This window comes from Burkholderia sp. WP42, assembly GCF_000745665.1.
Taxonomy (GTDB): domain Bacteria; phylum Pseudomonadota; class Gammaproteobacteria; order Burkholderiales; family Burkholderiaceae; genus Burkholderia; species Burkholderia vietnamiensis.
The window spans coordinates 194,440-215,934 of the sequence record NZ_JQJT01000018.1 but is presented as its reverse complement, the minus strand read 5'-3'; the positions used below and the strand labels follow the sequence as shown (position 1 = coordinate 215,934).

The 21,495-nt window shown below is 69.9% G+C and carries 14 protein-coding genes and 1 pseudogene; 7 read left to right on the top strand and 8 right to left on the bottom strand.

Annotation, left to right across the window (positions count from 1 at the left end):
- The 3 genes and pseudogenes from EX20_RS12000 to uvrA form a co-directional block, all read left to right on the top strand.
- Positions 1-449, top strand: a pseudogene (locus tag EX20_RS12000) (phosphomannomutase/phosphoglucomutase); the annotation flags it as partial.
- 151 nt (positions 450-600) lie between these two features.
- Positions 601-909: an H-NS histone family protein gene (locus EX20_RS11995; RefSeq protein ID WP_034193664.1), complete on the top strand. Its 309-nt coding sequence runs from the start codon at positions 601-603 to the stop codon at positions 907-909.
- Positions 910-1,564: 655 nt separating this feature from the next.
- Complete coding sequence (gene uvrA / locus EX20_RS11990; RefSeq protein ID WP_034193663.1) at positions 1,565-7,459, top strand: excinuclease ABC subunit UvrA; 5,895 nt, start codon at positions 1,565-1,567, stop codon at positions 7,457-7,459.
- A 207-nt stretch (positions 7,460-7,666) separates the two neighbouring features.
- On the opposite strand, the gene EX20_RS11985 is transcribed toward uvrA, so the two are convergent.
- The 5 genes from EX20_RS11985 to EX20_RS11960 all read right to left on the bottom strand — a co-directional run bounded on the left by EX20_RS11985 (position 7,667) and on the right by EX20_RS11960 (position 13,608).
- Complete coding sequence (locus tag EX20_RS11985) at positions 7,667-8,116, bottom strand: GtrA family protein (protein ID WP_034193662.1); 450 nt, start codon at positions 8,114-8,116, stop codon at positions 7,667-7,669.
- Entirely contained in the window at positions 8,113-9,621 is a 1,509-nt protein-coding gene (locus EX20_RS11980; RefSeq protein WP_034193661.1) for an NAD(P)/FAD-dependent oxidoreductase, read from the bottom strand. The genes EX20_RS11985 and EX20_RS11980 overlap by 4 nt, the downstream gene beginning before the upstream one ends.
- A 101-nt stretch (positions 9,622-9,722) precedes the next feature.
- Positions 9,723-11,759 carry a hypothetical protein gene (locus EX20_RS11975; protein ID WP_081350647.1) on the bottom strand — a complete coding sequence of 679 codons (2,037 nt, stop codon included), beginning with the start codon at positions 11,757-11,759 and terminating at the stop codon, positions 9,723-9,725.
- Positions 11,760-11,925: 166 nt separating this feature from the next.
- Complete coding sequence (locus EX20_RS31880) at positions 11,926-12,534, bottom strand: hypothetical protein (RefSeq protein ID WP_156126946.1); 609 nt, start codon at positions 12,532-12,534, stop codon at positions 11,926-11,928.
- 168 nt (positions 12,535-12,702) lie between these two features.
- Positions 12,703-13,608: a LysR family transcriptional regulator gene (locus EX20_RS11960; RefSeq protein ID WP_011880547.1), complete on the bottom strand. Its 906-nt coding sequence runs from the start codon at positions 13,606-13,608 to the stop codon at positions 12,703-12,705.
- Between the two features lie 120 nt (positions 13,609-13,728).
- Here EX20_RS11960 and EX20_RS11955 point away from each other — a divergent pair, with 120 nt between their 5' ends.
- Together EX20_RS11955 and EX20_RS11950 are read left to right on the top strand one after the other, a co-directional pair.
- Entirely contained in the window at positions 13,729-14,322 is a 594-nt protein-coding gene (locus EX20_RS11955; RefSeq protein WP_034193658.1) for a flavodoxin family protein, read from the top strand.
- A 72-nt stretch (positions 14,323-14,394) separates the two neighbouring features.
- Positions 14,395-15,450 carry an aldo/keto reductase gene (locus tag EX20_RS11950; RefSeq protein ID WP_034193657.1) on the top strand — a complete coding sequence of 352 codons (1,056 nt, stop codon included), beginning with the start codon at positions 14,395-14,397 and terminating at the stop codon, positions 15,448-15,450.
- A 69-nt stretch (positions 15,451-15,519) separates the two neighbouring features.
- Here the strand turns inward: EX20_RS11950 and EX20_RS11945 are convergent, their stop codons facing one another.
- Both EX20_RS11945 and EX20_RS11940 read right to left on the bottom strand, forming a co-directional pair.
- The gene (locus EX20_RS11945; RefSeq protein WP_014726188.1) at positions 15,520-16,248 is read right to left on the bottom strand and encodes an ABC transporter substrate-binding protein; all 729 of its coding nucleotides are present in this window, start codon (positions 16,246-16,248) and stop codon (positions 15,520-15,522) included.
- Between the two features lie 163 nt (positions 16,249-16,411).
- A complete protein-coding gene (locus EX20_RS11940; RefSeq protein WP_014726186.1) occupies positions 16,412-16,705 on the bottom strand; it encodes an antibiotic biosynthesis monooxygenase family protein in 294 nt (97 codons plus the stop codon).
- 205 nt (positions 16,706-16,910) lie between these two features.
- Here EX20_RS11940 and EX20_RS11935 point away from each other — a divergent pair, with 205 nt between their 5' ends.
- Positions 16,911-18,368: a response regulator c-di-GMP phosphodiesterase, NosR family gene (locus EX20_RS11935; protein ID WP_034193656.1), complete on the top strand. Its 1,458-nt coding sequence runs from the start codon at positions 16,911-16,913 to the stop codon at positions 18,366-18,368.
- A 66-nt stretch (positions 18,369-18,434) separates the two neighbouring features.
- Positions 18,435-20,207: a histidine kinase gene (locus EX20_RS11930; RefSeq protein ID WP_034193655.1), complete on the top strand. Its 1,773-nt coding sequence runs from the start codon at positions 18,435-18,437 to the stop codon at positions 20,205-20,207.
- Between the two features lie 28 nt (positions 20,208-20,235).
- On the opposite strand, the gene EX20_RS11925 is transcribed toward EX20_RS11930, so the two are convergent.
- A complete protein-coding gene (locus EX20_RS11925) occupies positions 20,236-21,312 on the bottom strand; it encodes an extracellular catalytic domain type 1 short-chain-length polyhydroxyalkanoate depolymerase (RefSeq protein ID WP_034193654.1) in 1,077 nt (358 codons plus the stop codon).
- Positions 21,313-21,495: the final 183 nt, after the last annotated feature.

The following is a 21,495-nucleotide window of genomic DNA, read 5'->3' as shown; positions in this document are numbered from 1 at the left end:
TGCGCGAGACCGGTGCGCCGCTCGCGGGCGAGATGAGCGGCCACGTGTTCTTCAAGGATCGCTGGTACGGCTTCGACGACGGGCTGTACACGGGTGCGCGGCTGCTTGAGATTCTGGCGAAGACGGCCGATCCGAGCGCGGTGCTCAATGCGCTGCCGGACGCGATGAGCACGCCGGAACTGCAACTCAAGCTGGAAGAAGGCGAGAACTTCCGTCTGATCGAGAAGCTGCAGAGCGAGGCGAAGTTCGACGGCGCGGACGAGGTCGTGACGATCGACGGGCTGCGCGTCGAGTATCCGGACGGCTTCGGCCTCGCGCGCTCGTCGAACACGACGCCGGTGGTCGTGCTGCGCTTCGAGGCGGAGACGCAGGAAGGGCTCGAGCGCATTCAGGCGGATTTCCGCCGCGTGCTGACGGCTGCGAAGCCGGACGTCGGCCTGCCGTTCTGACGAGCACGAGCGTGCTCGCCGGCGGCGCTTCGGACAGGCGCGAACGGCGCCGCGCCGCGAGCGGCACGATCGTTCATCGAGCACACGACGAACCGCTCGCGGCGCGCGCGGTTCGGATTTTCATCGCATCGGAACACTTTGGAGAAAAAGGATGTCGGGTTACCTGGAACTGAAGGCGCAAGCCGATGAACTGATGCTGCGTGCCGAGGAGGCGCGGCAGGCCGAGCTCGAGACCGTTCTGCAGGAGGTGCGCGCCCGTGTCGCCGAATACGGGCTGACGGCCCGGCAGATCTTCGGGCGCACGGGCCGTGTCGCCAGGGCATCGACGCGCACGCCGACCGGCGCGCCGAAGTATCGTGACCCGAGCACCGGGCGCACGTGGACGGGGCGCGGGCGCGAACCCGCGTGGATCAAGGGCAAGCGCCGCGAGCGTTTCCTGATCGAGCGGCAGGAAGGCTGATTGTTGCGGGCCGCGGGCCGCTGGACGGTCGCGGCCGCACGTTCCGTCCGGCAAGCCGGCTCGGGCGCGCATCGCGGCGCGAGGGACGCCGGCGAATGGTTGCCAACGCCGGCCAACGCGGACCAGCTCGTTTGCCCGGCTAATGCGGCCAACGCGGACCGACTCGTCGTCTACCCGGCTAATGCGACCGACGCGGCTAGCGTGGCCGACGCGGCTAACTAGGCTCACCGGCCAGTTCCGCCCACCGACCGACGGTGCCAATGCCGGCCAACGCGGACCGACTCGGCTACCCGGCCAATGCGACCAGCGCGGCCGACGCGGCCAACTCGCCCAACTCGGCTCACCGGCCAACCAAGCTCACCGGCCAACTCCGCCCACCGACCGCCGCGGCCAACGCCAGCCAACGCCGCCCCACCAACGATCGCGGCCCGATCCCCGCGCCGTTCCCCGGCGCATCGAGCCCCGCACATGCCGCCCCCATCCGACCAAGGCACCCGCCCACCCGATGGAAAACTGTATGAATGTACAGTATAGTATCCGCCGGACGCGCGCCGCCCAGGCATGACCCCTGCGACGCGTGCGCCGTGCCTGCGGAGATCCGCCGCAGCGCCGCGGCACCGTGATTCCGGCTAACTCCTTCAGACGGGCAGGCAAATTGTCATCCAGCAATCTGATCCGCATTCGCGGAGCACGTCAGCACAACCTCAAGAATCTCGACCTCGACCTGCGCACCGGCGAAATGACGGTCGTCACCGGCCCGTCGGGCTCAGGCAAGTCGAGCCTCGTGTTCGACACGCTGTACGCGGAAGGCCAGCGGCGCTACGTCGAGACGTTCAGCGCGTATGCCCGGCAGTTCCTCGACCGGATGGACCGCCCGCAGGTCGAGCGCGTCGACGGCGTGCCGCCCGCCATCGCGATCGACCAGACCAACCCGGTGCGCAGCTCGCGCTCGACGGTCGGCACGATGACCGAGCTGAACGACCACCTGAAGCTGCTGTACGCGCGCGCGGCCGAGCTGTTCGACCGCAAGACCGCGCGCCAGGTGCGCCACGATACGCCGGAGACGATCTACGCGCAGCTGCTCGAGCGCACGCGCGCCGACGATCCGCGCGTCGTCGTCACGTTCCCGGTCGAGCTGCCGGACAGCGCGTCAGACGAAGAGGTCACGCAGTGGCTGTCGGCGAGCGGCTACACGCGCGTGCAGGCGCAGCGTGAAGTCGCGTCGCCGACCGGCCCGCGCAAACTGCTCGACGTGGTGGCCGACCGCTTCCGCGTGCAGCAGGCCGACAAGGTGCGCGTGGTCGAGGCGATCGAGGCGTCGCTCAAGCGCGGCGGCGGCCGCGTGAACGTCTACGTGCTGCCGGCGGATGCGCAGGACGCCTCGGCCGAGCCGCAGCTGTGGCGCTTCTCCACCGGGCTGCACGACCCCGACAGCGATCTGCGCTACGCGGAGCCGCAGGCCGCGCTGTTCTCGTTCAACTCCGCATACGGCGCATGCGAAACCTGCCGCGGCTTCGGCCGCGTGATCGGCGTCGATCTCGGCCTCGTGATTCCCGACGCGCGCAAGACGCTGCGCGGCGGCGCGATCAAGCCGATGCAGACGCCCGCATGGAAGGAATGCCAGGACGACCTGATGCGCTACGCGGCGAAAGCGGACATCCGCCGCGACACGCCGTGGTCGGATCTGACGGAGGCCGAGCGCGACTGGGTGATCAACGGCTCGCCCGACTGGAACGGCAAGTGGCAGAGCCAGTGGTACGGCGTGAAACGCTTCTTCGGCTATCTGGAATCGAAGGCGTACAAGATGCACATCCGCGTGCTGCTGTCGAAGTACCGCAGCTACACGCCCTGCGAAGTCTGCGGCGGCGCGCGCCTGAAAACCGAATCGCTGCTGTGGCGGCTCGGCTCGAAGCCGAATGCCGACGCGGTGCTCGCGCCGGCCGATCGTTTCATGCCGCGCGGCGTCGAATGGACGCGCGCGCAACTCGACGCGCTGCCCGGTCTGACGGTGCACGACCTGATGCTGCTGCCGATCGAGCGGATTCGCCGCTTCTTCGACGACATCGAGCTGCCGAGCGCGCTGCTCGACGATGCGCTGAAGCTGCTGCTCGCGGAAGTGCGTACGCGCGTCAAGTATCTGTGCGACGTGGGGCTCGGCTACCTGACGCTCGACCGGCAGAGCCGGACGCTGTCGGGCGGCGAAGTGCAGCGAATCAACCTCACCACGGCGCTCGGCACGTCGCTGACCAAAACGCTGTTCGTGCTCGACGAGCCGAGCATCGGGCTGCATCCGCGCGACCTCACGCGCATCGTCGACGCGATGCAGCGGCTGCGCGACGCCGGCAATACGCTGGTCGTCGTCGAGCACGATCCGTCGGTGATGCTTGCGGCCGACCGGCTGATCGACATGGGCCCCGGCCCCGGCGAGCGCGGCGGCACGATCGTGTTCGACGGCACGCCGGGCGACATCCGCTCGGCGCACACGCTGACGGGCGAGTATCTCGGTGGCCGCAAGCACGTCGCGCATGCGTCGGACTGGGCGCGCCGCCCGGTCGACGCCGACACGCCGCGCATCGTGCTCGAAGGCGCGACCGAACACAATCTGCGCGACGTGACGGTCGAGATCCCGCTGCAACGGCTCGTCTGCGTGACGGGCGTGTCGGGCTCCGGCAAGTCGACGCTGCTGCAGGACGTGCTGTATCCGGCGCTGGCGCGCCATCACGGCAAGGCGACGGAGTCGCCCGGCGCGTTCCGCAGTCTGGCGGGCGCCGATCAGGTCGGCGACGTCGTGTTCGTCGATCAGTCGCCGATCGGCAAGACCACGCGCTCGAACCCGGCGAGCTACGTCGGCGCGTTCGACGAGATCCGCAAGCTGTTCGCGAAAGCGCCGCTCGCGCTGCAACGCGGCTACGGCGCCGGCACGTTCAGCTTCAACTCCGGCGACGGCCGCTGCCCGACCTGCGGCGGCTCCGGGTTCGAACACATCGAGATGCAGTTCCTGAGCGACGTGTATCTGCGTTGCCCCGATTGCGACGGCAGCCGCTACCGCGCGGAAATCCTCGAAGTGCGGATCGAGCGCGACGGTCGCGCGCTGAACATCGCCGACGTGCTCGACCTGACGGTCAGCGAAGCGGTCGGCTTCTTCGCGACGGACGCCGAGGTGCTGCGCGTGCTGCAGCCGATCGTCGACGTCGGGCTCGAATACGTGAAGCTCGGCCAGCCGGTGCCGACGTTGTCCGGCGGCGAAGCGCAGCGGCTGAAGCTGGCCGGCTTCCTCGCCGAGTCGGCGGCGGCGGCCGGCGGGCGCCGCGTCGCGAGCGAGGAGGCGCGCATCGCGCGCGCGAAGCTGTTCATGTTCGACGAGCCGACCACCGGCCTGCACTTCGACGACATCGCGAAGCTGATGCGCGCGTTCGGCAAGCTGCTCGCGGCCGGCCATTCGCTGATCGTGATCGAGCACAACCTCGACGTGATCCGCGCGGCCGACTGGCTGATCGATCTCGGCCCGGAAGGCGGCGACGGCGGCGGCCTGGTGCTGTGCGCGGGCACGCCCGACGACGTGAAGGCGTGCGCGCAATCGCATACGGGCGTCGCGCTGCTGCAGTACGAGCAGGCGATGGACGGCAACGCCGCAAGCGCCGACGAAGGCGTGCCGCTGCAGGTCGCGCTGAACGCGGCGCGCGCGCGGCGCGCGATCGAAGGCGAGGACGTCGTGCGGATCGTCAATGCGCGCGAACACAACCTGAAGGCGCTCGACGTCGACATTCCGCACGGCAGGTTCAACGTGATCACCGGCGTGTCGGGTTCCGGCAAGTCGACGCTCGCGTTCGACATCCTGTTCCACGAGGGCCAGCGCCGCTACCTCGAATCGCTGAACGCCTATGCGCGCTCGATCGTGCAGCCGGCCGGGCGGCCCGAGGTCGACGCGGTGTACGGCATTCCGCCGACCGTCGCGATCGAGCAGCGGCTGTCGCGCGGCGGCCGCAAGAGCACGGTCGCGACCACCTCCGAGGTCTGGCATTTCCTGCGTCTGCTGTACGTGAAGCTCGGCCTCCAGCATTGCATCCACGACGGCACGCCGGTCACGTCGCAAACCGTCGAGTCGATCGCCGCGCAGCTGCTGCGCGACCATCGCGGCGAGCACGTCGGGCTGCTCGCGCCGCTCGTCGTCAACCGCAAGGGCGTGTACACCGATCTCGCGAAGTGGGCGAAGGCGCGCGGCAGTACGCATCTGCGCGTCGACGGCGAATTCGTGCCGGTCGATCCGTGGCCGAAGCTCGACCGTTTCCGCGAGCACACGATCGAGCTGCCGGTGGCCGATCTCGTCGTGTCGCCCGACGACGAAGCCGCGTTGCGGCGCGCGCTCGACGACACGCTCGAGCTCGGCAAGGGCGTGATGCATCTGCTCGCGCCGCTCGACGGGCTGCAGCAGGCGCTGCAGAACGATCGCTCGACCGCGGGCGTCGGGGCGGTCAAGGTGCTGTCGGTGAAGCGCGCGTGCCCGGTGTGCGGCACCAGCTACCCCGAGCTCGATCCGCGCATGTTCTCGTACAACAGCAAGCACGGCTGGTGCACGACGTGCGTCGGCACCGGCGTCACGCTCACGCGCGAGCAGCGCGCCGCTTACGACGACACGGTGTTCGCCGGCGACGAACGCGGCCGCGAGCAGACCTTGCCGTCGGACGAGCAGGAGCCGGAAGGCGTCGGCAACGAGCCGTGCCCCGATTGCGGCGGCACGCGCCTGAATCCGTCCGCGCGCGCGGTGACGTTCGATGCGCACTCGATCGTCGACGTCGCGCAATGGACGGTGTCCGACACGCGCCGCTGGATCGATGCGCTCGAATTGACCGGCCGCGACGCGCAGATCGCGCGCGACATCGTCAGCGAGATCGGCAGCCGTCTCGCGTTCCTCGAGGAAGTCGGGCTCGGCTATCTGAGCCTCGATCGCGCCGCGCCGAGCCTGTCGGGCGGCGAAGCGCAGCGCATCCGGCTCGCCGCGCAGCTCGGCAGCAATCTGCAGGGCGTGTGCTACGTGCTCGACGAGCCGACCATCGGCCTGCATCCGCGCGACAACCGGATCCTGCTGGACGCGCTGCGCAAGCTCGGCGACAAGGGCAATACGCTGGTCGTCGTCGAGCATGACGAGGACACGATCCGCCGCGCCGATCACATCATCGATATCGGGCCGGGCGCCGGCAAGCGCGGCGGTACGCTGGTCGCCGAAGGCGCGGTCGCCGATCTCGCCGCGCAACCCGATTCGGTGACGGGCCGCCTGCTCGCGCATCCGATGACGCATCCGTTGCAGCCGCGCCGCCCGGTGAACCCGCGCGGCCAGCACGGCGCCGACGCGGTGCCCGACGGCTGGCTCACCGTGCATCGCGCGACGCTGCACAACCTGCGCGACGTTACCGTCGACATTCCGCTGGCGCGGCTCGTCGCGGTGACCGGCGTGAGCGGCTCCGGCAAGTCGACGCTCGCGCGCGACGTGCTGATGACGAACCTGCTCGACGCGGTCGGCCGCTCGGTGCTGTCGTCGCCGGCCACGCGCCGCGCGCGCAAGGCCGCGCAGCTGGACGCGCCGGCGACGAAGCGCCGCTCCAGCGTGCTCGCGCGCAGCGCGCCGCGGCCGGCGCTGAGCGTGACGCACGCGTGGCAGGGCTGCGCGTCGCTGAGCGGCTGGGAGAGCATCGACCGCGTGCTCGAAGTCGACCAGACGCCGATCGGCAAGACGCCGCGTTCGTGCCCGGCCACCTACATCGGCGTGTGGGACACGATCCGCAAGCTGTTCGCCGACACGCTCGAAGCGCGCGCGCGCGGCTACACGGCGTCGCGCTTCTCGTTCAACACCGGCGACGGGCGCTGCCCGGCGTGCGAAGGGCAGGGCGTGCGCACCATCGGCATGAGCTTTTTGCCGGACGTGAAGGTGCCGTGCGACGTGTGCCACGGGCAGCGCTTCAACCCCGAAACACTCGCGGTCACGTGGCGCGGCCGGAACATCGGCGACGTGCTGACGATGGAGATCGACGAAGCGGTCGCGTTCTTCGCGCCGATCTCGAACATCGCGCATCCGCTGCAGCTGATGAAGGACGTCGGCCTCGGCTATCTGACGCTCGGCCAGCCGTCGCCGACGCTGTCCGGCGGCGAGGCGCAGCGGATCAAGCTCGTCACCGAGCTGACCAAGGTGCGCGACGACATCACGCGGCGCGGGCAGAAGGCGCCGCACACGCTGTACGTGCTCGACGAGCCGACGGTCGGCCTGCACATGGCCGACGTCGCGAAGCTGATCCGCGTGCTGCACCGGCTGGTCGACGGCGGGCACAGCGTCGTCGTGATCGAACACGACCTCGACGTGATCGCGGAAGCCGACTGGATCATCGATCTCGGCCCCGAAGGCGGCGTGGGCGGCGGCACGATCGTCGCGGCGGCGCCCCCGGAAAGGCTCGCGAAGGTGAACGCGAGCCATACCGGACACGCGTTGAAGCCGGTGCTCGCGCGCACGGCCTCGGACGGCGGCGACGCGGTGCGTGACGGCGTGGCCCAGGCCGGTTGATCAGCGGTGTTGCCGCTGACTGGCGCTTTCGTCCCGCGCCAACGCGGGCACTGCGTGTCGGGGCGAAACGCAGCGTTGCCGAGGCCGCCGCCGGCGTTCGGATCGGACGTCGGCGCCGGTTTTCGATTCGGGCAGTGCGATCGATCGCGCGTCGGACAAGCGGGCGGGCGCACTATGCACGCGTTCCGCCCTTATCCGCCCACGCGGTCAACGAACCGTCGCCTCGACGTGCGCGCTCGCGCCGGCTTCGCGGCGCGCGGCCGCCGCCGCATCCTCTACGCGCACGTGCGCCGTCCTGAACACGACGATCCTGCGCACCAGATACAGCGTGACGAAGCTGACGGCCACCGCGATCCATTTCGCGGCGACCGTGCCGACCCGCGCCGACGCGACGTGCACGATGCCGCCGGTCAGCAGCGAGCCGAGCGCGCAGCTCGCCGCGAACAGCAGCGCTTCGCCGAGCTGCCGGCGGCCGGTCGCGTCGGAGCGGAACACCACGCGGCGCGACAGCAGATAGTTGACGACACCGCCGCCCAGGTACGCGAGCCACGCCGAGATCCCCGCGTCGATCGGCATCGTCGCCGTCAGGACGACGAACAGCGCCCAGTCGACGCCGAGCGACACCACGCTGACGACGCAATAGCGCGACAGCATCATGTCCGCCTCCACTGAACGGTGCGGGCCGGCACGGCGCGCAGGCCCGCTGCGCCGGTTTGCGGTTCGGCGCCGCTCTCGTGATATTCGGCGTCCTCGTTGACGGCCCATACGTCGCGAAGCCGATGCCCGGCGACGATGTTCTCGACGGTCAGCATCGCCGTCATCATCGCGTGGTCCTGGTTGTTGTACTTGTGCATGCCGTTGCGGCCGACGAGATGCAGATTCGGAAAGTGTTCGGCCAGATCGGCCCGGATCTGGTCGACGATCGCGCGGTAATCGTCGTCGTACACCGGGTACGCCTTCGGCTGGCGCACGACGCGCGCGCCGCGGATCTGGTCGCGCGTCGCCAAGCCGATCTGTTCGAGCTCGCGGATCGCGAGCGCGGTGATGTCGGCGTCGCTGCTCTCCCACATCGCATCGCCGTCGAAGCAGAAGTACTCGAGCCCGAGGCAACCGCCCGTCGCGGCGTCGGGCACCATCTCGGGCGACCACGATGCGAAGTTCTGGATGCGCCCGACCTTGACCGACGGGTCGTGGATGTAGATCCAGTTGTCCGTGAACGTGGCCGGCCGGTCGAGTATCAGCGCGACCGTGATGAAGTCGCGGTACTGGAGCCGCGCGGCGGCATCGGCGGACGACGGCCGCGGCGAAATCGCGTTGATGGTTTCCCGCAGCGGCGCGGTGCACACGACGTCGCGCGCGCTGATGCGATGCGTCTGTCCGTCGGGGCCGATGGTTTCGACGAGCCAGCGCCGCGCGTGGCCGTCGTACTGCAGTGCGCCCGCTGCGTGGCCCATCATCAACCGTCCGCCTTGCTGCTCGAACTTGCGCGCGGCGGCTTCCCACAGCATGCCGGGGCCGCGTCGCGGGTAGTGGAACGATTCGATCAGCGACTTGACGTCGGTCCGGCGCGACCGGATCCCAAGCGACCGCTTCACCGCACCGGCGATCGCGGTGGACAGGCTGAGCCCCTTGATGCGCTGTGCGGCCCAGTCGGCCGAAATTTCGTCGCAGGACATGCCCCACACCTTTTCGGTGTAGGTCTTGAAGAAGATCGAGAACAGCCGTTCGCCGAACTGATTGGCGACCCATTGATGAAACGACGTCGGGTTGCGGCACGGCCGCACGCGCGCGGCGAGGTACGACAGCACGCAGCGCGCGCTTTCGACGATGCCCAGGTTCATCAACGCTTCGAGCCCGTCGAGCGGATAGCGGTAGAACTTGTTCCGGTAGAAGATGCGCGAGCTGCGCGGCCGCTCGATGAAGTCGTCCGGCAGCAGCTCGTGCCACAGCGCGACGACCTCGGCGGACTTGGAGAAGAAGCGGTGCCCGCCGATGTCGAAGCAATGGCCGTCGAACCGTTCGGTGCGACTGATGCCGCCGACATAGTGGGGATCCTTCTCGACGAGCGCGACCGACAGCGCGGTCTGTTTGGTCAGCAGGTAGGCGGCGGTGAGGCCGCCCGGCCCGGCGCCGATGATCAGTACGTCAACCGATTGATCCATGATGTCACCCCGAGTGTCGAGTCGCTGGTTTGTCGTGTGTCGTCTCTGCCGTTCCAGCCGGACGGCGAGCCGTGATGTCGAAGCGGTTGCGGGCGTCCGGCTCAAGCGCCGTCCACGCGCGCGTCGTCACGCGCGGGCGGGCCGGCCTGCGCTGCAGCGGGCATTCGCTCGTGAATTGCGTCGGTGTCGGTGCGCGGTTGCGCATGTACGGTCAGCGCGTGCGCGGCCGCGCCTGCCGTCCTGATGCGGCCGCAGTCGTACAGCCAGAAGGTGCTTGCGGCGTCGGGCGACCACGCGTCGCGCGTCGCCAATGCCGGGTAGTGCCGACGCGACACGATGAAATCGAGCACGGGATCGGCGCACACGCGCCGGATGCCGGCCGCGGTCAGCGCGACGTAGTCGTAGGTGGACACGAAGACGTTCGAGTGCTTGTCCGCAGCGGCGGCGGTGGCGCCGCCGCGCGGCGGCCGCGCGGCATACGGGTCTCGCCGGATCAGCTCGACGCGCCGCACGGCCTCGAAGGTGGTGCGGCGGTTGAAGATCAACCCGGCCGCCTGCGCCGACGAGTAATAGCTCGACGTCTTCATCAGGAACCACGGGTAGACGACTTCGTCGCCCGGGCCGTCCCAATACACGATGTCGCCGCGAGCGACCGTGCGGGCGAACGGCGCGAGCGCCGGGCGGTCGGCGCGCGCTTCGACGAGCGTCGCCGCCGCGGAGCGCTGGTCGAGATTGACGAATCCATACGCGGCGAGCGCGGCCAATGTGACGGGAAGCGCGGCGGCCGCGAGTCGCGTGCGCGACAGGTGGAGCGCGACCAGCAACGCGACCGGCACGATCGCCAGATGCGTGTGAATCAACGCTTCGAGCCACCCGATGTCGAGCGCGACCTTGCCGGTCGGATAGGCGGCGCGCGCGACCTGATACGCGCACTGGAATACGAACCAGACGATCGCGGCGATCAGCGTGGTTCCGATCCATGCGGCGCGGTGCACCGTACCGAGGTCGCGCAGCTGCGTGACCGGCACCGAAGCGGCGGGCCGGCGCGCGCCCACGTGCAGCGCGGCGGCGACGGCCAGCGCGATGACCCCGCCGCCGACGTCGAGCAGCAGCCAGCAGATCGCCAGCAGCCAGAGCAGCGTCGGCCGCACGCGTGCTTCGCGCCGCACGAGCAGGATGGCCGCCGGCCATTGCATCACCGAGAGCAGCCACAGCGTGCGCCACGGCTGCAGCTGGATCCACAGCGCGTCCTGGCCGGTCAGGTCCGCGATCGTGGTCGCCGCGACGCCCGCCACGCCGATCAACGCGAGGTTCGACCACAGCGCGCGTTGCGGCTGCGCCGGGTCCGCCGATAGCGCCGCGGGAAGCGCGATCGCCCAGCACAGCTTGCTCCATGCGGTGAGCGACCACAGGGTCGGGAACAGGAACGGCACGTTGTAGCGCGCGATCGCTCGCCATTCCGGATCGAACGGATCGAGGTGGAGCGCGTGGAAGGCCGGCATCTCGACGACGGCGAACGCGATCAGCGCGATCGGCAATAGCCGCCACCACGCGACGCGCGGCAGCCGCACGAGCGCGACGAACGCCAGCGCAGCGCCGCCGATCAGCGGATGAACGGCGGCGGCGACGACGGTCAGCGCGAGCGCCACGCGATACCGGCGTTCGAGCAGCGACGCGATCGCCCACAGGCCGAGCGCTTCGGCCGGCAGCCGCGCGGTGACGAAGCCTTCGTCGTACGAGAAGATCAGGCCGGCGCCGTAATCGGCCGGCATGCACGCGACGAACAGCAGCGCGACCCAGTGCCACGGTGCGGGCAGCAGCTGGCGGGCGAGCCGCCAGATGCCGGTCCACCACAGTGCCTGAGCGGCGATCAGGCACGCGAGATTGCTCGCGCGCAGGCCGAACGCGGACACGAGCAGCGCGAACATCCGCCCGTAGATCGTCCAGCGATCCTGCGAGCCGTACTGGAAGAACAGGTCGTGCGCAAAGCTGTCGGGATCGAGGTTGTGCAGCGCCTGCGCGGTGTACAGAATCGCGTCGTGCCGGATGCCCGTGTAGGGATGCGCGACCACGAACAGGACGGCCAGCGAAACCACCAGTGCGATGTCCGAACGGCCGGGTTTCTCACTCGGATTCATGATGGAATGGCAGGCTCTCGTCGACGGGATTGCGTGCGCTTGCCGGCTGCCGGCGGTGCAACGAGCTGTCGGGCCACCGGGCCATCGGGCCATCGGGCGCCGGCCGCCGCTGTCGGCGGCGCGCGCGGACGGCCGCGGTGCGTCCGAATGCAGCGCCGGCTGGCGCTCAGCGTGCGGGTTGCGGTGCGCGGCCGGCGGTGGGCCGGCCGAACCTGCGGACGCCGGCGCTGCGCGCGGCCGCACGCGGCGCGCGCGTGCGCACGGGCGTCGCCGGGTTCGCGTCGAGCGGGTCGGCGCGATGAAATGCGCGAGATACGGCGGCCAGCGGCCGCGAAGGGAGCGTTGCTGTGCTGCTGTCGGCGCGCGCAGCCGCGCCGATCGAGACGGTCGTGTTCGTTTTCATCGTGTCCCCCGATGCGCCGTGCACCGGAGAACTCATCGACGGGTGCGCCGGACGCGGACTTATTCGAAATATTGTGTGCGCGCCGATACGGTGGGTCCGGCGTCTCTGGCGTGAACGCATGGAGCGTGCCACGGCCGTCGATGCGCGCGGGCAGGCGGCCGGCGGCGCGCCCATGCGGGTCGGGATGCTCGCCGTCGCCGGAAATGTGTCGATCCTGAAACGGTCGCGCGCCGCGAATCGGCTCGGCCGTCGTTCGTTGCGTTGGCGAATGCCGGCCGCCATCTCGGCGCGGTCGCGCTCAACGCGAAGGCGACGGCGCCGCGCTGCGATCGCGCAACCGCGCCGCGCCGCGCACGCGCGGATATCGGGCAAGCCGCGAGGCAGCGTCGGGAGCGTATGCCGCAGTACGGACCGCGCCGACGCGCGCCTACCTGCGTCTGACGAAACCGGGCGACCGCACCGCGGTTCAGGTTGCAGATCTGAAACGTCGCAACGGGTCGTTGGCGGCGAGGACGGCCGCTCGCGCGATGCCGCGTGCGCTCAATCGAAGTACGGCTGCAGCACGCGTTCGATCCAGTCCATGAACGCGCGCACGCGCGGCGACAGATTGCGCCGATGCGCCACCACCAGCGACGCGGCGAGCGGTTCGGGCCGCAGGTCGGGCAGCACCTCCACCAGCGCGCCGCTCGCGATGTGCGGCGCGACGCCCGAATAGCCGGCCTGGATCAGGCCGATGCCGGCCAGCCCGGCCGCATGATAGGTCTGCACGTTGTTCACCTGCATCGCGCTCGGCAAGGCGAGCGTCGCGTAGCCGTCGCCCTTCGGGTATTCCCATCCGGCGTGCCGCGCGCCGAGCGTCAGCGAGTAGTGGACCATCCGGTGCCCTTGGCCGAGCAGATCGTCGAGCGTATGCGGTACGCCGTGCCGCGCCAGATAGTCGGGGCTCGCCGCATTGATCATCCGCAGGCGGCCGAGCGGCCGCGCGATCAGCGTGTCGTCGATGATCGGGCCGAGCCGCACGACGCAGTCGAACCCTTCCTGCACGAGATCGACGCGCCGGTCGGTGCTCGACAGTTCCAGCTCGAGTTCGGGATGCGCGGCCATCAGCTGCGGCAGCGCCGGCACCACGACGCTGCGCGCCAACTCGGTCGGCATGTCGACGCGCAGCCGCCCGCGCAGGCGCGTGCCGCTGCCCGAAAACATCGACTGCAATTCCTGCACTTCGGCCAGCAGATCGCGGGCGCGCGCGTAAAACGCGCGGCCGTCCTCGGTCAGCTGCACGCTGCGCGTCGTCCGGTGCAGCAGCGCCACGCCGACGTCGCGCTCCAGCTGGCGGACGACCATCGATGCGCGGCCCTTCTGGATCCCCAGGCTCTCGGCGGCGCGCGTGAAGCTCGTCATCTCGGCCACCCGGGCGAAGATCAAAAGCGCATCGAGGTTTTGCATTGTTCTCTCCGGGGGTAACAGAACGTTCAAAGGTCGCCCATTTATAACGCATTTGCGACTCAGTAAAGTGCGTTCCCATGTCGTCGCCCGACGGCAACCCGAACCAAAGGACGCTCAACCATGACGCAATCGACTTCCTCCGCGGCCGGCACGGTCGTCGTCTACCACTCCGGCTACGGCCATACCGAACGGATGGCAAAGGCCGTCGCCGATGGCGCGGGCGCCGTGCTGGTCGCGATCGACGCCGACGGAAACGTCGCCGACGATGCGTGGCGCACGCTTGCCGCGGCCGACGCGATCCTGTTCGGCTCGCCGACCTACATGGGCGGCCCCAGCTGGCAGTTCAAGAAATTCGCCGACGCCACGTCGAAGGCGTGGTTCGAAGGCGCGTGGCGCAACAAGCTGTTCGGCGGCTTCACCAACAGCGCGAGCGTCAACGGCGACAAGCTGAACACGCTCGAGTACTTCGTGTTGCTGGCGGGCCAGCACGGCGGCCTCTGGGTCAGCATGGACCTCAAGCCGGCGAACCTGAAGGCGTCGCAGCGCGACGACCTGAATCGCATGGGCTCGTATCTTGCGCCGATGGCGCAGACGCCGGCCGATGCGTCGCCCGACGAAATGTCGCCGGGCGATCTCGAGACCGCCCGCCGCTACGGCGAGCGCGTCGCGACCGTCGCCGCGCAGTGGCGCGCGGGGCGCGCGCAGATCGGCTGAATTCGCATCCGGCGCGCGACGCGTGAGCGCGCGCCGCCGCATGCGGTGTTGGCGAACCGGAAAGGAACCAGGATGAAATACAAGCAATTGGGCCGCACGGGCCTGTACGTCTCCGAGCTGTGTCTCGGCACGATGACGCTCGGCGGCAATGCGGACGCCGGCATGTGGGCGGCGATCGGCGCCGTCGGCCAGCACGACGCGAACCGGCTGATCGAACGCGCGCTGGCGGGCGGCATCAACTTCATCGATACCGCGGACGTCTACTCGTTCGGCCAGTCCGAGCGCATCGTCGGCCAGGCGCTGAAGCACGTCGGCGTGCCGCGCGCCGACGTCGTGCTGGCGACCAAGACGGCCGGCGCGATGGGTCCGAAGCCGAACGATCAGGGCGCGTCGCGCGCGCACATCATGGATTCGGCGCAGCGCAGCCTGGAACGGCTGCAGGTCGACCATATCGACCTCTACCAGATCCATGCGAACGATCCGGTCACGCCGATCGACGAGACGCTGCGGGCGCTGGACGACCTGACGCGTCAGGGGCTGGTGCGTTATGTGGGCGTCTCGAACTGGCGAGCCGGCAAGATCGGCAAGGCGCTCGGGCTCAGCGAAGCGCTCCGCGCGACGCGCTTCGAGACGCTGCAGGCCTATTACTCGATCGCCGGACGCGACGTCGAGCGCGAGCTGGTGCCGCTCGCGCGCGACGAGCAACTGTCGCTGCTGGTCTGGTCGCCCCTCGCCGGCGGCCTGCTGTCGGGGAAGTTCGGGCCGGGTGCGCCTACCGATGCCGGTGCGCGCCGTGCGCATTTCGATTTCCCGCCGGTCGATCTCGAGCGCGCGTGGCCGTGCGTGGCGGCGATGCGCACGCTCGCCGACGCGCGCGGCGTGTCGGTGGCGCGGATCGCGCTCGCGTGGCTCCTCGCGAAGCCGCATGTGACGAGCGTCATCGTCGGCGCCAAACGGATCGAGCAGCTCGAAGACAATCTCGGCGCGCTCGACGTCGTGCTGAGCGCGGACGAGCTGGCGCATCTCGACACGGTGAGTGCGCTGCCGTCCGGCTATCCGGACTGGATGATCGAGCGTCAGGCGGCGGGGCGGTATCCGCAGCCGTTCGTGCCGGCCGCCGTGGAGTAATGTCGGCGCCTCGGTCTGCACCGAGGCCGACATCGCCTTGCAGCGCGGCCGGTCAGCGGCCGGTCAGCGTTACGGCGCGACCGACGCGCCGCTGATCCCGTGCCGCCGCAGCGCATCGGCGACGAAGCCCGACGCCTTCATTTCCTCGACGAATGCGCCGAGCAGCGCGGCGGCCGCTTCGCCGCGACTCTTCGGCACGCCCATCGCCTGCCGGATCACCATGAAGCGCTCGCCGAGCAGCCGCAGGCCGGGCGTCTTCGCCGCATCGGCCTCGAGCTGCTGCTTCACGCCCGCTGCGACTTCGAGCCGCTCGTCGACGAAGGTCGGCACGACGTCCGCCGAAGTCGGCGCACGCACGATCTGCGCGGCCTTCAGCTCGCGCGTGAGAAACAGGTCGTACGCGCTGCCCTTGCCGACCGTCACGCGGTTGTGCGGCTGATCGACGTCGGCATTGCTGCGGATCGGCGAATCGTCGCGCACCAGGTAGTAGCCCTCGATCAGCACGTACGGCTCGGTGAACGCGACCGTCTCGCCGCGCAGCGGATCGATCGCGAAGAAGCCGAAGTCGGCGCGCTCGTCGGCGAGCGCCTGCACCGATTTGCCGGCCGCGTCGAACACGACCAGTTCGAGTTCGGCCGACAGGCGCTCGGCGAATGCGCGCGCGAGGTCGATCGACACGCCGAACGGCTCGCCGGTGGCCGGGTCGCGGTTCGCGAGAATCGGGTTGCCGAGATTGATCGATGCGCGCAGCTTGCCGGTCGGCGTGAAGGCGGCGAGGACGGAAGGGTCGATGGTCATTGCGAAGGCTCGTAGAGGATCGGTTGCGCGAGGTGCGCGGGATGCGGCGTTGCGCTCACGCGCGAACGGCGCGCGCGAGTGCGAGTGCGAGTGCGCGTGCGGGCGCGGGCGCGGGCGCGACGCCGCCGATGCGGGGCGGCGCGCCGCTCGCGTGTCGCGGCGCTCACTTCACCGCGACTTCCGTATGCATGACCTGCGGCGGGCTCTTGAAGAACGGGCCAGCCAGCTGCCGCCACGCCTGGAAGTCGTCCGACTGGCGGAAATGCACCATGTGGTCGTCGACGGTCTCCCATTCGACGACGAGCAGATAGCCGCCGCTGCGCTCGATCACGCGATGCAGCTGCGCGCCGCCGCAGCCGCGCGCCCGCGCGAACAGCGGCAGTGCGGCGCGAACCGCCGCTTCGAATTGGGCGGCTTGCGCCGGATCGATTTCGAGCGATGCCATTTCCAGGATCATGCGTGCTCCATAGGTTGAATGAGTGTGCAGCCGGCGCGCGCCGCGCTCGGCGCGCCCCGCCACGATACCGGAAGCCGGCGCGCGTCGCAGCCAGCTGCGCCGCCAGTCGGCTGCGCTGCATCAGCGTTTTCCCCGATACGGAATGCGCGCCGCCGGCCGTTCTCACAGAGGAGAGGTGGTGAAGACAATTGATCCGAGGCCGATTATGACGATTTCCGCGACGAACGGAACAGACGCAACCGATGGCGCGACCGGCATGACTGCCGCGCTGCCTGAAACGATCGGCGCAACGGCGGACGGCGAGCCGCGCCGCACCGCGTCGATCCTGCTGGTCGACGACGAGCCGAACGTGCTGTCCGCGCTGCGGCGCGTGCTGCGGCCCGCGAATTACGAAGTGTTGACGGCCGACAGCGGGGAGGCGGCGCTGGAAATCCTCGCGACGACCGAAGTCGACCTGATCGTGTCCGACATGCGGATGCCGACCATGAGCGGCGCGGCGTTTCTCCGCCGTGCCCGCGCGCTGTACCCGGAGACGATGCGGGTGCTGCTGACCGGCTATTCCGACATCGCGTCGATCGTCGAGGCCGTCAACGAGGGCGGCGTGTATCGCTACCTGAACAAGCCCTGGGACGATCAGGACCTGCTGATGACGCTCGAGCAGGCGCTCGAGCAGCGGCGCCTGCGCGCCGAGGCCGCGCGGCTCGCCGCGTTGACCGAAGCGCAGAACGAAACGCTGCGCCGGTTCAACGCGGAGCTGGAGACCCAGGTGCGCGCGCGCACCGAGGAGCTCGCGCAGACGGTGCTGTTCCTCGAAGCCGCGCAGCAGGACCTGAAAAGCAGTTTCACCGCGATGGTCCAGGTCTGCGCCAGCATGATCGAGCTGCGCTGCGGATCGGCGAGCGGTCATGCGATGCGCGTCGGCGAGATCGCGCGCCGGCTCGCGCTGTCGGCCGGGATGAGCAGCCTGCACGCGCAGGACGTGTATTACGCGGGGTTGCTGCACGGGATCGGCAAGCTGTCGCTGCCCGACGAGCTGCTGCACAAGCCGATCGTCAAGATGACGACCGACGAACACAGCCTGTTCCAGCAGCATCCGCTGCGGGCGCAGATGGTGCTGACGCCGATCGCGCAGCTGCACAAGGTCGCGTCGATCGTGCTGCACCAATACGAGCGCTTCAACGGACGCGGGACGCCCGACGGCCTCGTCGGCGACGCGATTCCGCAAGGCTCGCGGATCGTCGCGATCGCGCGCGACTTCGAAGGGTTGCGCAACGGCGAAATCGGCGCGCCGCATTCGGTCGAGCAGGCGATCGACGTGCTGCGCTCGCAGGCCGGCGTGCGCTACGACCCGCTGCTCGTCGCGCGCTTCATCGACCTGATGCGCGATCCCCAGAACCTCGGCATCGCGGCGTCGGTGGCGGAGATCCAGTCCGCGCAGCTGCGCGAGGGCATGCAGCTCGCCGACGATCTGCGCACCCATCGCGGCGTGCTGCTGATGACGAAGGGCAGCGTGATGACGGCGCACCAGATCGAACTCGTGCGCCGCTTCGAGGCGCGCGAAGGCACGTCGTTCGACATCCTCGTGGTGGCCGGCGCGACCGGTGCGACGGGCGCGGGCGCGGGCGCGGGCGCGGCTGCGGCGAGCCACGCGCCGTCCGCCTGAGCCGGCGCGCGGCTGCACGGCCCTCGCGCGCGAGGGCCACGCGTTCAATCCGACCGAGGCGCAATCATGCATGGCACCTACAATCTGCCGCTCGTCCTGCTGTCGCTCGTGATCGCGACGCTCGCCTCGTACACGGCGCTCGACCTCGCCGCGTTCATCTCGCTGCTCGAGAAGCGGACGCTCAGGCGCGCCTGGCTGGCAGGCGGCGCGGTCGCGATGGGCACGGGGATCTGGTCGATGCACTTCGTCGGCATGCTCGCGCTGTCGCTGCCGATTCCGCTCGGCTATGCGCTGACCGATACGGGCGCATCGCTGGCGATCGCCGTGCTCGTGTCGTACTTCGCGCTGACCGTCGTCACGCGTGCGCGCCTGGGCGGCGCGCGGCTGCTGGCCGGCGGCATGCTGATGGGCGCGGGCATCGTCGGGATGCACTACACCGGGATGGCGGCGATGCGCATGACGCCCGGCATTCGCTACGACCCCGCGCTGTTCGCGGCGTCGATCGGCGTGGCGGTGATCGCGTCGACGGCCGCGCTGTGGATGGCGCAGGCGTTGCGCGCGCAGCACGCGCGCCATGCGAGCGCGCTGCGGATCGGCGCGGCGCTCGTCATGGGCATCGCGATCACCGGCATGCACTACACGGCGATGGCGGCCGCGCATTTTGCGCCGGACGCGCGCTGCGGCGCCGCGAACGGGATCGACGCGCCGTGGCTCGCGACGACCATCGCGATGTTCACCACCGCGACCTTGACCGTCACGCTGCTGGTGTGCCGGTTCGACGCCCGCACGACGTTCCTGCGCGGCATGACCGACACGCTCGAACGGTTGGTGCGCGTGCGCACCGCGGAGCTCGAGACCGCGTTGCGCCGCTACGAGCAGACCACCGCGATGCTGCAGCGCACGCGCGAGAACATGGCGACCGAGATCGACGAGCGCCGTGCCGCGCAGGCGCGGCTCGAGCAGGAGAAGGACGAACAGCGGCGCCTGTTGCGCGCGCTCGAGGACACCCACGTGCAGCTGCTGCAATCGGAAAAGCTCGCGTCGATCGGCCAGCTCGCGGCCGGCGTCGCGCACGAGATCAACAATCCGATCGGCTTCATCAGCGCGAACCTCAACACGCTGCGCACGTGGGTGCGCAGCCTGCTCGACGTGCTCGCCGCGCACGACGCGCTGCTGCCGCAACTCGAGCCGGCCGCGCGCGACGCGCTGGCGGCGCAGCGCCGCGCGGCCGACCTCGACTACGTGCGCGACGAGATCGGCACGCTGATCGACGAGTCGATCGACGGCGCGGTGCGCGTGCGGCGAATCGTGCAGGACCTGCGCGATTTCTCGCGGCCGGGCAGCGGCGAGTGGAGCGTGGTCGATCTGCACGCGGGCCTCGACAGCACGCTGAACGTGGTCCACAACGAACTGAAGTACAAGGCCGACATCGTGCGCGAGTACGGTGACGTGCCGCCGGTCGAATGCCTGCCGTCGCAGTTGAATCAGGTGTTCATGAACCTGCTGGTCAACGCGGCGCACGCGATTCCGACGCGCGGCGTGATCACGATCCGCACGTCGAGCGACGGCGAATGCGTGTCGATCGCGATCAGCGACACCGGAACCGGCATGGCGCCGGACGTCGCGCGGCGGATCTTCGATCCGTTCTTCACGACGAAGCCGGTCGGACAGGGTACGGGGCTCGGGTTGTCGGTGTCGCACGGGATCGTCGAGCGCCATCGCGGCACGATCGACGTGACGAGCGTGCCGGGGCAGGGCACGACGTTCTGCGTGCGGCTGCCGATCCGGCGGTCGCACGCGGACGCGAGCGACGCGACAGCGATCGCGCAGCGCGCGTGAGTCGTGCATGCGCGCCGCCGCGCAAGCGCTAGCGCTTGCGCCGTCGCCTGCGGAAGAAATTCCAGAACATCGCGGTCGCATCCGGCCCGGTCGCGGAATGGAACGCCTCGCGCGGATCGCCGCCGCTCCACGCATGGGCGAGGCCGTGCACGATGCAGACGCGCACGATCACCCGGCCGCCGTGCAGATAGTCGGTGTAGCGCACGCCGTCGTGCGTGTACGTGCGCTGCTCGCCGACGCGCGGCTCGCCTGCCTCGTCGATCAGCCGATTGAGGCGCGCGAACGCGACGCCGAGCTGCACCGCGTTCTGCTCGGCGACGACCGTGTCGAGCCCGCCGTGCACGATCAGCGCGGGCATGCCGGGGTAATGATGCGTGTCGACGCAGGTGTCGACGGTGCGGATCGGATCGTCGCGCAGCCCGCGCCGCATCACGCTCATCGCGGCCATCGTCGACAACGGCGGCGCGATGGCCGGGCCGGAGTGCAGCCCGACGGCAGCGAACCGGTCGGGATAGTCGAGCGCGAGCCGCGCGGCCAGCCCGGCGCCAGCCGACATGCCGGCCAGATAGACGCGGTCGCGATCGAAGCCGCGTTCGCGCACGATCGCATCGACCAGCGACGCGATCGCCGGCGCTTCCGACAGCGATGCATCGCCATGCCAGTTCCAGCAGCGGTGCGAGTGCGCCGTCTTCGCCTGCTCGGGCAACAGCACCGCAAACCCGGCGCGCGCCGCGACGCGGCAGATGCGCGTGCCGGCCGCGAACGATTCGGCGGTCTGCTTGCAGCCGTGCAGCATCACGACGAGCGGCATGTCGCGCGTCGTCGCCGCCGCGGCGGGCAGGTACAGCGCATAGGCGAGATGGTTGACGAGGCGGCCGGCGGCCGGGCGCGCCGAATGGAACGAACGCAGCCACGCGCCCTGCGTCTCGCGCGGCGACGTGCGGGCCGCGGGCGCGGCGGGGCGGGCGGCGCGCGCCGTCTTGGCGCCGGCGCTGCGCTTGACCGACGCGGCGGGCTTCGCGGTTTTACGTTTCGGCCGCGTGCCGGTGGCGGCGGCAAGCAGGTCGAAGGGCCGGAGCCAGAGGCTGGATTTTTTCCTGGGCATGGACGAGTCACGAGTCTCGTGCCGACGGCGCGTAGCGCCGAAGCCGGCGTCGAATGGGATGCGGGTGCGCACCGAGCACGATTCGTGCCGCGCAGCGTGCGAGCGTCGCCGCCGTCCCGCGGCGGACATGCCATCCTAGCAGGCGCCGCGCCGATCGGCTGCGACGGTTCGATGACCGTTCGA

What these genes read in the sequence shown, in the direction of transcription:
- EX20_RS11980 (WP_034193661.1), bottom strand. Translation starts at nt 9,621, where the DNA reads ATGGATCAATCGGTTGACGTACTGATCATCGGCGCCGGGCCGGGCGGC.
- EX20_RS11985 (WP_034193662.1), bottom strand. Translation starts at nt 8,116, where the DNA reads ATGATGCTGTCGCGCTATTGCGTCGTCAGCGTGGTGTCGCTCGGCGTC.
- EX20_RS11925 (WP_034193654.1), bottom strand. Translation starts at nt 21,312, where the DNA reads ATGCCCAGGAAAAAATCCAGCCTCTGGCTCCGGCCCTTCGACCTGCTT.
- EX20_RS11975 (WP_081350647.1), bottom strand. Translation starts at nt 11,759, where the DNA reads ATGAATCCGAGTGAGAAACCCGGCCGTTCGGACATCGCACTGGTGGTT.
- EX20_RS11950 (WP_034193657.1), top strand. Translation starts at nt 14,395, where the DNA reads ATGAAATACAAGCAATTGGGCCGCACGGGCCTGTACGTCTCCGAGCTG.
- EX20_RS11960 (WP_011880547.1), bottom strand. Translation starts at nt 13,608, where the DNA reads ATGCAAAACCTCGATGCGCTTTTGATCTTCGCCCGGGTGGCCGAGATG.
- EX20_RS11955 (WP_034193658.1), top strand. Translation starts at nt 13,729, where the DNA reads ATGACGCAATCGACTTCCTCCGCGGCCGGCACGGTCGTCGTCTACCAC.
- EX20_RS11945 (WP_014726188.1), bottom strand. Translation starts at nt 16,248, where the DNA reads ATGACCATCGACCCTTCCGTCCTCGCCGCCTTCACGCCGACCGGCAAG.
- EX20_RS11995 (WP_034193664.1), top strand. Translation starts at nt 601, where the DNA reads ATGTCGGGTTACCTGGAACTGAAGGCGCAAGCCGATGAACTGATGCTG.
- EX20_RS11930 (WP_034193655.1), top strand. Translation starts at nt 18,435, where the DNA reads ATGCATGGCACCTACAATCTGCCGCTCGTCCTGCTGTCGCTCGTGATC.
- EX20_RS11935 (WP_034193656.1), top strand. Translation starts at nt 16,911, where the DNA reads ATGACGATTTCCGCGACGAACGGAACAGACGCAACCGATGGCGCGACC.
- EX20_RS11940 (WP_014726186.1), bottom strand. Translation starts at nt 16,705, where the DNA reads ATGATCCTGGAAATGGCATCGCTCGAAATCGATCCGGCGCAAGCCGCC.